Origin of the sequence: Sphingobium xenophagum, from assembly GCF_031457465.1 — a bacterium.
Lineage (GTDB): Bacteria > Pseudomonadota > Alphaproteobacteria > Sphingomonadales > Sphingomonadaceae > Sphingobium > Sphingobium xenophagum_A.
The window spans coordinates 127106-138378 of sequence record NZ_JAVDWV010000014.1 but is presented as its reverse complement, the minus strand read 5'-3'; the positions used below and the strand labels follow the sequence as shown (position 1 = coordinate 138378).

The following is an 11273-nucleotide window of genomic DNA, read 5'->3' as shown; positions in this document are numbered from 1 at the left end:
AGCAAGGTCGCGGTGGTGAAGAAATCTGCCAGGGATGGCGTCGATATCGACTATCTCTTCCTGCAGGTCTTCGTCGATCAGGCGATCGTCAGCGATGCGCAAAATTGCGGCAATATCCTCGCCAGGATCGGTCCCTTCGCCATCGAGCGCGGCCTCGTCGCCGCGCAGCAGGACGAAACGCGGGTCGCCATCGCCACGGTCCAGACCCCCGGCGGCATCGTCCGCTATGATGGCGATGCTCGCATCGACGGCGTCCCCGGCAGCGCCGCACCCATGCGTCGATCGGCGTGCTGGGCGCGGTCAGCGTCGCGACGGCCTGCCTGATCGAAGGCTCGTCGGCGGCCGAAGTCGCCAACATCCCCGACGGTCCTCGCAAGACGTTGTCGGTAGAACATCCCACCGGTGAAACCACCTGCGTCATGGAACTGGATGAAAACGGCACCGTCACCAGCGCCGCCATGCTGCGCACCGCCCGCAAGCTGATGGATGGAGAGATTTTTTCCTGACCGTTCGGGCTGAGCCTGTCGAAGCCCTCCACGTTTCTCAAAGAAAAACAGCCGTTGGCTTCGCCGACCTACGGTTCGACAGGCTCAGGGCGAACGGAGTTTTAGGATATGACTCGGATCGTCTCCTGGCACGGCAACCCGTCCAAACCGCTCTACACCCCGCCCCCCCGGCGCGATCGACGCGCACTGCCATGTGTTCGGGCCGATGACGGACCTCCCGTTCAGCGCGAAGGCGAAATATCTGCCCGAAGATGCCGGGCCGGACATGCTGTTCGCCCTGCGCGATCATCTCGGCTTTGCCCGCAACGTCATCGTCCAGGCGAGCTGCCACGGCACCGACAATGCCGCCACGCTCGACGCCATCGCCAAGTCGAATGGCAAGGCGCGAGGCGTCGCCGTGGTCGATCCGGCGATCTCGGACGCAGAGCTTGCCGCCCTGCACGACGGCGGCATCCGCGGCATCCGCTTCAATTTCCTCAAGCGCTTGGTCGATGACGCCCCCAAGGATAAATTCCTCGAAGTCGCCAGCCGCCTGCCTGTAGGCTGGCATGTCGTCATCTATTTCGAGGCGGACATATTGGAAGAGCTGCGTCCCTTCATGGACGCCATACCCGTGCCGCTGGTGATCGACCATATGGGCCGCCCCGACGTTTCCCAGGGGCCGGACGGCGCGGATATGAAGGCCTTTCGCACCTTTCTCGATTCCCGCGACGACATTTGGTTCAAGGCGACCTGTCCCGACCGCCTCGATGCCAGTGGTGCCCCATGGAACGCCTTCGCCGATGCCGTCGCGCCGCTGGTCGCCGACTATCAGGACCGCGTGCTATGGGGCACTGACTGGCCGCACCCCAATATGCAGGACGCCATCCCCGACGACGGGCATCTGGTCGACATGATCCCACGCATCGCACCAACAGCAGAATTGCAACGCAAATTGCTGATCGACAATCCGATGAAGCTTTATTGGCCGGAGGAACAGACCGCCTGACAGACTATGGCGTCAGGCGACCAGCCCGACGCCCACGTCCTGCCCCGCCCATGCGTGCCAGCGATCCGCATCGGGCCGGGCTTCGACCCGATCGACCAGGTTGAATATCTTTACTTCGCCTTGGGCGGCATCATAGGCGGGCCAATCCTCCTCCGGCCTGCCATGCCGCACGAAATGGGCAATATGCCGCGTCATCCTTTGGCCCAAGGCGGCACGCTGCCCGGTCATCCGTCCCCCCCGCGCCAGCGTGGCGCGCAACCCGTGCATCGGCCAGGTCAGTGTGAGGTCGAGCCCATGGGTCGCCCCGGCGATGGGGTGCGCATAATCGAAGCGGTAGAACCAAGTCGGGCTGTGCGCAGCATGGCGATCAGCGAAATGACGGGTCGGCATGACGAACGTCAGGTCACTGGCCAGCGCCCGCCGCCCCGCCTTGCTGCGCGGATAGGTGGCCAATATCGCCTGCGCTTGTTCCACCCCCAATTGCCCGTGCAACAGCGTTTCCAGCGCGGACCAACTGGTTGGCAGAATATCGCCGGGCATCAACTCGAACAATCGCACCTCGTCGCGCGTCGCTCCCGCCAGCAACGGCACTGGCGCGGCCTCTGCCTCCTGAATGGCCGCGAGCGTCCCTGGCACCAGATCGCCGTCCAGCCAGGGCGATGCGGGAATAGTCCCCGGGTTGGCCGCGCCAACAGACGCCTGCGCCTCAAAGAGGCTGTGCAAATCCAGCGCCTGTAGTGCCGCAAGGTCGCGTCCCCCTGCACCCAATGCGGCGGCATATTGGCGGCCAATTGCCTCGCTCTTCGCCTGACTATGGATCAGGCTTACGGCACCGCTCTGCATGATCGCCTGCTGAAACAGTGGCCGCGCTGCCGGGATGTGCAGCAGCAGCGAGACAGACATTGACCCGGCGGATTGCCCGCCGATCGTCACCCGATCAGGGTTACCCCCAAATGCGGCGATGTTGTTCTGCACCCATGTCAGTGCAGAAATCTGGTCGCGCACGCCGAGGTTGGAGGGCATATCTGCGCTATTCAGCGCGGCCCCAAGATTTACGAAACCCAGTACACCGACGCGATAATTGATCGTGACGACGATGATCCGTCCATCGCGTGCGAGTTGGGAGCCGTCATAGCTGTTGCCGCTGCCCGCGACGAAAGCCCCGCCGTGAATCCAGACATAGACGGGCAGACGTTCATCTTCGCCCAGATCGTCCGGTGCGTAGATGTTGACAGTAAGACAATCTTCGGAAAAATCCGGCTGGGCGATCCGCGCGCGCTTTGCCGCGTTGCCATACATTTGTGGGCATTGCGGACCCGGTACGGTCGCATCGCGCACGTCGGCCCATGTCGGGGCCGCGACAGGCGCGGTAAAGCGGGCGGCCTGCGCATAGGGTATGCCCAGCCAGCGCCGTGCGCCTTGGGCGCTTGACCCGCGAACGAGACCAGACTGCGTAGCGACGACCTGATTGTTCATGGCACTCCCCTCTCCTGCGACGACTTCGCACCGCATCACGCCTATCGCACCATCATCGCCCGCCCAACACGCTTTTGTTCATGCAGTGGATCGCCGTACCGATATCGGGCTGGTCGGACGTCGCGCACATCCAAGAAGGCTGACGAACGCGAAGTTTTGCAGCTAGCCTCGCCCAAAATCACAGGAGAGACGATATGGAAGCGCTTGCAGAACTGGTCGCCAAGGAAGAGATACGACAGCTGGCGCAGCTTTATTCGCGTGGCGTCGATCGCAAGGATCTCGCGCTGCTGCGCACGCTCTACACGGACGATGCGATCGACAATCACGGCCCTTATTCGAGCGGCCCGGTCACGAACTACTACGCCTTTCTCGAACGGTCGCTGCCCCACATGCATATCGGCAGTCACCATATCTGCAATCATCTGGTCAGCGTCGATGGCGACACGGCGCAAGGTGAAGTCTACGCCATCGCCTGGCACCTGATCCCCGATGGCAAGGGTGGCCTCGCGCATGACGTCCAAAGCGTCCGCTATGTGGATAATTATCGCAAGGAAAACGGCCGCTGGCTGTTCGCGCGGCGCGACGTCCAGTTCGACATGAAGCTGCTGCTTCCGGCCGACGATCATGGCGATAAGCCTGATCCCACCCAGGACGCAACCTACGCCGTGCTGCCTGCGGCGCTGTTCGCGCGGCATTGACGCTGCGCCGCCGGTTCGCCGAGGCGATCAAACCAGGCCTTGCTTGACAGGGTCGGCAGCGATGTTGATCACCCGTTCAAACGACGAAATGGTCGGCATGGCAGGAAGGATTTTTCGATGACACGCTCTCTCAATGGCAAGGTCGCGGTGGTGACGGGCGCGGGGTCGGGCATCGGGCGGGCCATCGCCATCCGACTGGCCGAAGATACGGCGAAGATCGCCATTTGGGACATCAATGCCGACGGTGCCGCCGAAACCGCACAGATGATCAGGGATGCCGGTGGCACCGCCATTGCCATCGCCGCCGACTGTTCGGACAAGGCCGCCATTCACGCTGCGGCGGAGGAAACGCGCGCCACGCTCGGCCCCGTCGCCATCCTTGTCAACAATGCCGGCATCGCGCCCTTTACCCCGTTCATGGAGATTGACGACGCCCTGTTCGACAAGGTCATCCACATCAACCTGCGCGGACCGTATCTGCTGACTAAGGAAGTCTTGCCCGACATGCTCGCCGCCCAATGGGGCCGTGTGATCAACATCACCTCCTCCTCGGTCCAGTCCGGTTCCTTTGCCCAGGGCCATTATGTCTCGTCCAAGGGCGGGTTGATGGGCATGACCAAGGCGCTGGCATTGGAATTCGCCGCCAGCGGCGTGACGTTCAACATGGTGCCGCCTGGCTTCATCGACACGCCCATGCTGCGCGCGGCACCGATCGACGTCGATGCTTTTGCTCAGACCCTGCCGATGAAGCGGGTGGGTAAGCCGGAGGATATTGCCGCCGCCTGCGCCTATCTGGCATCGGAGGAGGCCAGCTACATTACCGGCCAGACGATCAGCACCAACGGCGGCCGCTATATGGGATCGCATTAAGCCCGAACAGAGGACAGCCGTGCCCCAAGCGCCTTGCGTGCGCGCCATCGGCTCTTATGCTGGCACCATGGTCCAGAAACGTCGCATTGGAGCCGAGAGCTCCGAAACCCGCGCCCGCATCGTCGACGCTGCCGAACAGGTGATCCGCGATGAAGGCTATGCCGCCGCCAGTTCGCGGCGCGTTGCCCTGCGCGCGGAATTGCCGCCATCGCTGGTGCATTATTATTTCCCCACCACCGATGACCTGCTGCTCGCCGTATTCCGGCGCGGCGCGCAGCAAAGTGACGCGATGATCGACCAGGCGCTGGCCAGCGACGATCCGGTGCGTGCGCTGTGGCATTTCTTTACCGATACCAGCCGCACCGCGCTGGCGATGGAGTTTGTCGCGCTGGCCAATCACCGCAAAGCGATCCGCGCAGAAATCACGCGCCACAGCGAAGCGATGCGCGCGCGCCAGACCGCCTGTCTCGACCGGCTGCTCGGTCCGAAACTGGCCGAGCAAGGCATGACGGCTGCGGCCATGAGCGTGCTGCTCGCGAGTGCAGGACGGGCGTTGGTCATGGAAAAGGGTCTGGACGTCAGCGCCGGGCATGACGATGCGCGCCAGGCGGTCGAACGCTGGCTGGATACGCTCCTCGCCTGAAAAATGAGATATGTTGACTTTTTTTCGACCCCATGCTGAACATGTGTTCAAGACACAGGGAAGACTGAGGAGAGTCGGACATGGCAAGCACCGCAATCACGCGCATGGCGCATGAAGAGATCAAGCCGAACATCGGTAGCCGCATTTTGAACAGCAAGGCGGAACTGCTGGCGGGCGATCTGGGACCGCAGCTCCGCGAGCTGCTGGAACAGCGCGGCGTTCTGGTCTTTCCCAAGATCGATTTCGACGACGACGAACAGATCGCCTTCACCAAGACGCTCGGCACGTTCGCGCCCGAAATGCAGGACGGCACCAACCACAAGATTCACAAGATCACGCTGGACGTGAAGGAAAACCCGCAGAGCGCCGAATATCTCAAAGGCTCGCTTTACTGGCATATCGACGGCACGATGAACGACACGCCGATCCTGGCGTCGCTGCTGTCGTGCAAGGTCAAGGCGCCCTGGGGCGGCAATACCGGCTTTTGCAACACCTATGCCGCCTATGAAGCGCTGAGCGACGCACAGAAAGCGGAATATGAGAAATTGCGCGTGATCCATTCGGTATGGGCGACGGTCTTCTATTATGAGCCCGAACCCAGCCTCGCCAAGATTGAGGGGATGCAGCGGATTGGCGAGAATGAGCTACCGCTGGTGTGGAATCACAAGTCGGGCCGCAAGTCGCTGGTCCTTGGCTGCACCGCACATCGTGTCAAAGACGTGCCCCCCATGGAAAGTGCGAAAATTCTGGTTGGGCTTCGTGAATGGGCAACGCAGGAAGAATTCAGCTATAGCCATGAATGGAGCGTGGGCGACCTCGTGATATGGGACAATACCGGCACCATGCACCGCGCCGAGGCCTATGATCCTAGCTCCAACCGCATGATGCATCGCACCAAGTTGCAGGGCGAAGAGCCGTTCGAATAAGACGGCTTCATGCCCGACAGGATCAAGGCCTGCTTCCGGGAGACCGCAGCGGGCCTTTTTCATGCGCTTCTATCGGCACAACCTCGTTAACCGAGATCCTCGCGAAAGCGATCTACCTGGTGCATCCGTTCTTGGAGGATGGTGACAATGCCGATGGCCTCGTCCGACAACAGCCGCCAATAGATATAATGGCGTTCAAATCGGCAATAATAGCCCTCTATCCCGAATTCGGCCGGGATGGTCCGCCATGCTACGGCCCGCCCGGCAATCGCTTCAAATGTGCTGAACAGCCCGCGGATATAGTGATCCGCCTGGGCTTCGCCCCATGTATCGCGGGTATAGATATAGATGTCGTCGAGACGGCGACCTGCTGCTTCCTGTACGCGGAATGAGACCATGCGTTTTAGGAGCGACGGTTGCGGGCAATGACCGCATCGGCGTCCAACGTCTGATAGCTGGATTCCGGTGCGGCAAAGGCGCGGGTCAGTTCAGCTTTCAGCCGGATGAAGTGGTCGGCTTCCACCCGCTCCTTGTCGCGACGGATCAAGTCGCGAACATATTCACTGACATTGTCATAGGCTCCGGCCTCGCCGACATTGGCGGCGACAAATTCGCTGAGCACGCCGCTTACACGGACGTTGAGCGTCATGGGTTTGGACATCGCTAACTCCCTGTCCTCAATATAGGGGATATCGAGGACAGGGCAAGCATGTCACTCGACCAGCAGCGGTGCGCCTGTGCCCATGTAACGCGCCAGATTCTGATGCAGGCTGGCGACCGAACGCTCCATATAGGGGTTGGGCTGGGTGCCTCGGAAGCCGATATTCTTCATGCCCTGCTGGACGGCAGCCATGTTGGTGAAATCCTGTTGCAGGACCGGCGGCCATTCCTCCGGTTTGGTATATTCCCACTCGGTCGTCGGCGCTTCGCCGTCGGGAAACAACTCGAATACCGCTGCCTCGAAAATGCATTTGTCGGGATCGCCCTGATAGGGACGGGCCGAATAGCAGAGCATGTTGTTGACGGCGTGGCCGATCTGGAAATTAGGGAAGATCTGCCAGGCGGTGCCGCTCTTGGCAGTATGGGATGGTTCGACCACCGGCCAGATGACGCCGCGCTTTGCGTCGTCGGCGCGGGCGGTGGCCAACCAGTGCTGTAGCACTTGGGGCGCGGGCGTGCCTTCGGGCAGTTCGTCCTTCAACCGCTGCGCCGCGTTGACCAGCGTCATGGTCGTATTGGTGTTGGCATTTTCCCAGGTGAAGAGCTGCATCTCCGCCGTCGAGAGGCGCGGATCTTCGCCCGATCCGACACGCAGTTTGGCCTGGTTTTCGTCCATATTCTTGGGCGCGTCATAGCCGATATTGCTGTGCAGGCCATGTTGGCGCGCCCAGCCGCGAAATTCGCCGAAGGCATTGAATTCGGGGTGGGTGGTCTGGACATGATAGGTTTCGCTGAAGGCTTCGAGCGCGACTTTCCAGTTGCAGTCGAAGATGATCCATTTGCGCCAGCGATAGCGCATATTCTGGAGGCCGAAGGGGTCGAGCATGCCCGGCACGACGCCCAGATAGTCGGTCAGCGACTCCCCGTCGGGACCAAGGCTGATCCATGCCCAGCCGCCCCATGTGTCGACCCGTACCTTGCCCAGCGCGGTGCGTTCCGCGGTCAGCTTGCCCTGCCAATCATCCTGATGGTTGACGAAGGTGCATTGCCCGGCCCGATCGAAGGTCCAGCCGTGGAAGCCGCAGATGATGCTCGTCCGGTTGCCGCGTGCGTTGCGAGCGCCCGCCGGCGTGTCGATCAGACGGCGGCCACGATGCGGGCAGACATTGTGGAAGGCACGCAGTTCGTCCGGGCCGGTGCGCATGACGATGACCGAGTCTTCAAGGATATCGTAGGTCACGAAATCGCCGATATTGGGAATGTCCTCCAACCGGGCGGCCTGCAGCCAGACCTTGCGCCATAACCGGTCCTGTTCGGCGCGGGCATAATCGGGCGATATATAGGCATCGACCGGGACGGTGACCGGCTGTGTCAGATCTGTCATGGCATCCTCGCTTGTCATCTATCGGCCCTGCCACCGGGGCGGGCGTTTTTCCGCGAAGGCGCGCGGGCCTTCCTGTGCGTCTTCGCTTTGGTAGGTGTATTCCGACGCGGCACGGGCGGCCTGGAGGGCAGCGGAGCGGCCCATCTCGGTCGCCAGCATCACCGTGTCGTGGCCCGCCTTCACCGACAAAGGCGCGCCGTCCAATATTTCGGCGGCAAGCGCGATGGCGGCGTCCAGCAGTGCTTCGGGTTCGGCCAGGCGGTTGACGAGACCGATCTCATAAGCGCGCTGCGCAGTGATCGGTTTGCCGGTCAGGATGATCTCCATCATGATCCGCTGCGGGATCATGTGGATGAGCGGGGACGCCCAAGGGGAGGATCGGCCGACCTTGACTTCGGTGATGGCAAAGCGCGCGGTGCTACTGGCGACGCACAGGTCGCAGGCCTGTGCGATCATCCAGCCGCCTGCAAAGGCAACGCCGTTGACGGCGGCGATCGTGGGCTTGCTCAGTTCGATCGTGTCGTAAGGGAGCGGGAACATGGCGCGCGGCGGAACGGTCATGCCGGTTTCGACCATTTCCTTGAGGTCGCCACCCGCGCAGAAGGCCTTGTCGCCCGATCCTGTCAGGATGGCGACGCGCAGCGCCGGGTCCGTTTCGAACCTGTCCCATGCCGCACGCAAGCCTTCGCGGACATCGCGGCTGAGGCAATTGCGCTGGTCAGGGCGGTTGATCGTCAGGACGGCAATGCCATCGGCGCGGGCGTCGAAGAGGACGGCGTCGGTCATGGGCGGGCTTCGATGCTGGAAAAGGAGAGGGTTCGCGCGGAGGCGCGGAGGCGCAGAGAAGAAGCCTGAGCGGCGAAGCCGGTCTGATCTCTCCACAGGCAAGAAAGGCCTGCTTCCAAGCCTGCGGCACTCCATCTACTCTCCGCGTCTCCGCGCCTCCGCGTGATCATCTAAAATCCCCTTTGCGTGATGACATGGGCGGCCCTGTGCAGTTCCTCGCGAAAGTCGGGATGGGCGATGGCGATCAGGCGGCGGGTGCGCTCGGCGAGGCTTTGCCCCTTGAGTTCGGCCGCGCCATATTCGGTGACGACGACATCGACGTCGGTACGGGCGGTGGTGACCGGGCCGGAGAGCTGGGCGACGACCTTGCTGAGCGTGCCGCCCTTGGCCGACGCTGACAACGCGATGATCGAGCGGCCACCGGGCGAGCGCGCTCCCGCGCGGACGAAGTCCACCTGTCCGCCCGTCCCGCCAAGATAGGCCGCGCCCGATTGTTCGGCATTGACCTGTCCGGTCAGGTCCACCTCCAGCGCGCTATTGATCGTAACTAGGCGCGAGAGGCGGCCCAATATCGCGGCGTCATGGGTATAGCTGGTCGCACACATGCGGATCGCCGGGTTGCGGTGCGCCCAGTCGTAGAGGCGCTTCGTGCCGATGAGCGCGCCGTTGATCGAGACGCCGGGATCGACTTCCTTGCGGGCGTTGGTGATGACGCCTGCCTCCACCAATTCGACAAGGCCATCGCCCAGCATGCCGGAATGAACGCCCAGATCCTTGCGGTCGTGCAGCAGGCGCAGGATCGCGTCGGGGACGGCTCCAACCCCTGTCTGGATCACCGCGCCGTCGCCGATATAAGCGGCACAGTGGCGGGCAATCGCTTCGTCGGTCGGGCCGATCGCGGCGGGCGCGACTTCGACCGGCGGCCGGTTGACGGGGATGGCGACGTCGATCGCCGAGGCCGGGATGGTTTCGCCCGGCGTGAAGGGGACCGCTTCGTTGATTTCGGCGATGACGACCCGCGCCTTGTCCACGGCAGCGCGAACATAATCGCTGATCAGGCCGCAGCTATGATGGCCATGCTCATCCGCCGGGCTGACCTGGATCAGCGCCACGTCGCAAGGGATGATCCCGGCGGTGATGAGCGGGCCGACCTGGCTGACATGGACGGGAATGACCTGGAGCTTGCCCGCCTTGGTCATCGACCGCAGCGCACCGATCGCGCCCATGCTGGACAGGGCGAAGCTGTCGGCGGTGGCGGGCGTGAAGAGGCCGGAAAAGCTAGTGGCGATAAAGGCGGACAGGCCCGGAATGTCGCGGCCCTGGTCGATCAGCGCCTCGACCAGAGTCGTGGGTTCGCCACAGGCCTGGCCGATGACGATGTGGTCGCCGGCCTTTAAGTGTACAGCGAAGCGGACACTGGTTTCGCTTTTCACAATCGCCCTACTTGTCTGAGTAAATACTCAGCGCGGCTGAGATGGGGACGATCGAGCATCCCGCCCTTATAGCCGATCGCGCCGACGCCCGGATTTTTCGCAAATATATCAACAACTTCAAGCGCATTCGATATTTCTTCCTCGGTAGGGGTGAAGGCAGCGTTGATCACATCGACCTGCGCCGGGTGGATCGCCAGCATGCCGCGATAGCCATCACGCCGTACTTTTTCCGCACGGGCCTTCAACCCTTCGAGATCTCGGAAATCGCCCTGGATCGTTTCGATCGCGGTGACGCCGGCGGCCGCTGCGCCGAGCAGGCACATGGAGCGCGCCAATTCATAGGTGAAGCCATAGCTGCCATCATCATTGCGGTTATTGCTGGCACCGATCGAGTCGGCCAGATCCTCCGCGCCCCAGGTGAGCGCGACGACGCGCGGCGCGCCCTTATAATCGCCGGTATGGAACATGGCTTGCGCCGTTTCGGTGACCAGCACGATCAGCGGGGTGGAGCCTTCATCAATGCCGTTGGCGACTTCGAGCGCGGAGAGATAATGATCGAGCCGCTCCACATCATGCCGCCCATCGACTTTGGGCAGCATGATGCCACCGGGGCGCGCAGGCATGATCGCGGCAAGATCAAGCAGCGTATAGGGACCGTCCAGCGGATTGACCCGGACCCACAAACGGTCCCGGCCTTCGGTGCGGCTGGCGAGACAATCGTGGACGAGTTGGCGGGCCCACACCTTGTTGTCGGTCGTGACGGCATCTTCCAGATCGAACAGCACGATATCCGCAGCGCTGTCGGCGGCCTTGGCCATCTTCTTCTCGCTGTCGCCCGGCGCGAACAGCCAGGAGCGCATCTTGATCGAGAGGTTGGCTGGTGTGGACATGATCTTCTCTCCG

11 protein-coding genes and 2 pseudogenes are annotated in these 11273 nt (G+C 62.5%); 6 read left to right on the top strand and 7 right to left on the bottom strand.

Going from position 1 to position 11273, the window contains the following annotated elements:
• Both J2W40_RS15445 and J2W40_RS15440 read left to right on the top strand, forming a co-directional pair.
• A pseudogene (locus J2W40_RS15445) lies at window positions 1–506 on the top strand (PrpF domain-containing protein); the annotation flags it as partial.
• Window positions 507–614: 108 nt separating this feature from the next.
• Window positions 615–1494: pseudogene (locus J2W40_RS15440) on the top strand (amidohydrolase family protein).
• A gap of 12 nt (window positions 1495–1506) precedes the next feature.
• On the opposite strand, the gene J2W40_RS15435 reads toward J2W40_RS15440, so the two are convergent.
• Window positions 1507–2970: a carboxylesterase/lipase family protein gene (locus tag J2W40_RS15435; protein ID WP_310226398.1), complete on the bottom strand. Its 1464-nt coding sequence runs from the start codon at window positions 2968–2970 to the stop codon at window positions 1507–1509.
• Window positions 2971–3164: 194 nt separating this feature from the next.
• Between J2W40_RS15435 and J2W40_RS15430 the strand changes: the two genes are divergently transcribed.
• The 4 genes from J2W40_RS15430 to J2W40_RS15415 all read left to right on the top strand — a co-directional run bounded on the left by J2W40_RS15430 (window position 3165) and on the right by J2W40_RS15415 (window position 6107).
• A complete protein-coding gene (locus J2W40_RS15430) occupies window positions 3165–3668 on the top strand; it encodes a nuclear transport factor 2 family protein (RefSeq protein ID WP_310226396.1) in 504 nt (167 codons plus the stop codon).
• Between the two features lie 117 nt (window positions 3669–3785).
• Window positions 3786–4538 (top strand): SDR family NAD(P)-dependent oxidoreductase, encoded by a 753-nt coding sequence (locus J2W40_RS15425; RefSeq protein WP_310226394.1) that lies wholly within the window; start codon window positions 3786–3788, stop codon window positions 4536–4538.
• 67 nt (window positions 4539–4605) lie between these two features.
• Entirely contained in the window at window positions 4606–5181 is a 576-nt protein-coding gene (locus J2W40_RS15420) for a TetR/AcrR family transcriptional regulator (RefSeq protein WP_310226392.1), read from the top strand.
• An 80-nt stretch (window positions 5182–5261) separates the two neighbouring features.
• A complete protein-coding gene (locus J2W40_RS15415; protein ID WP_310226389.1) occupies window positions 5262–6107 on the top strand; it encodes a TauD/TfdA dioxygenase family protein in 846 nt (281 codons plus the stop codon).
• An 86-nt stretch (window positions 6108–6193) separates the two neighbouring features.
• On the opposite strand, the gene J2W40_RS15410 is transcribed toward J2W40_RS15415, so the two are convergent.
• The 6 genes from J2W40_RS15410 to J2W40_RS15385 form a co-directional block, all read right to left on the bottom strand.
• Window positions 6194–6505, bottom strand: coding sequence for a type II toxin-antitoxin system RelE/ParE family toxin (locus tag J2W40_RS15410; protein ID WP_310226388.1), 312 nt, complete (start codon window positions 6503–6505; stop codon window positions 6194–6196).
• Between the two features lie 5 nt (window positions 6506–6510).
• Window positions 6511–6768, bottom strand: coding sequence for a ribbon-helix-helix domain-containing protein (locus J2W40_RS15405; protein ID WP_310226386.1), 258 nt, complete (start codon window positions 6766–6768; stop codon window positions 6511–6513).
• Between the two features lie 51 nt (window positions 6769–6819).
• Window positions 6820–8151 carry an aromatic ring-hydroxylating oxygenase subunit alpha gene (locus J2W40_RS15400; RefSeq protein WP_310226385.1) on the bottom strand — a complete coding sequence of 444 codons (1332 nt, stop codon included), beginning with the start codon at window positions 8149–8151 and terminating at the stop codon, window positions 6820–6822.
• Between the two features lie 18 nt (window positions 8152–8169).
• Window positions 8170–8937, bottom strand: coding sequence for an enoyl-CoA hydratase/isomerase family protein (locus J2W40_RS15395; protein ID WP_310226382.1), 768 nt, complete (start codon window positions 8935–8937; stop codon window positions 8170–8172).
• Window positions 8938–9107: 170 nt separating this feature from the next.
• Window positions 9108–10370, bottom strand: coding sequence for an acetyl-CoA hydrolase/transferase family protein (locus J2W40_RS15390; RefSeq protein WP_310226370.1), 1263 nt, complete (start codon window positions 10368–10370; stop codon window positions 9108–9110).
• Entirely contained in the window at window positions 10367–11260 is an 894-nt protein-coding gene (locus J2W40_RS15385) for an HpcH/HpaI aldolase/citrate lyase family protein (protein WP_310226368.1), read from the bottom strand. The genes J2W40_RS15390 and J2W40_RS15385 overlap by 4 nt, the downstream gene beginning before the upstream one ends.
• Window positions 11261–11273: the final 13 nt, after the last annotated feature.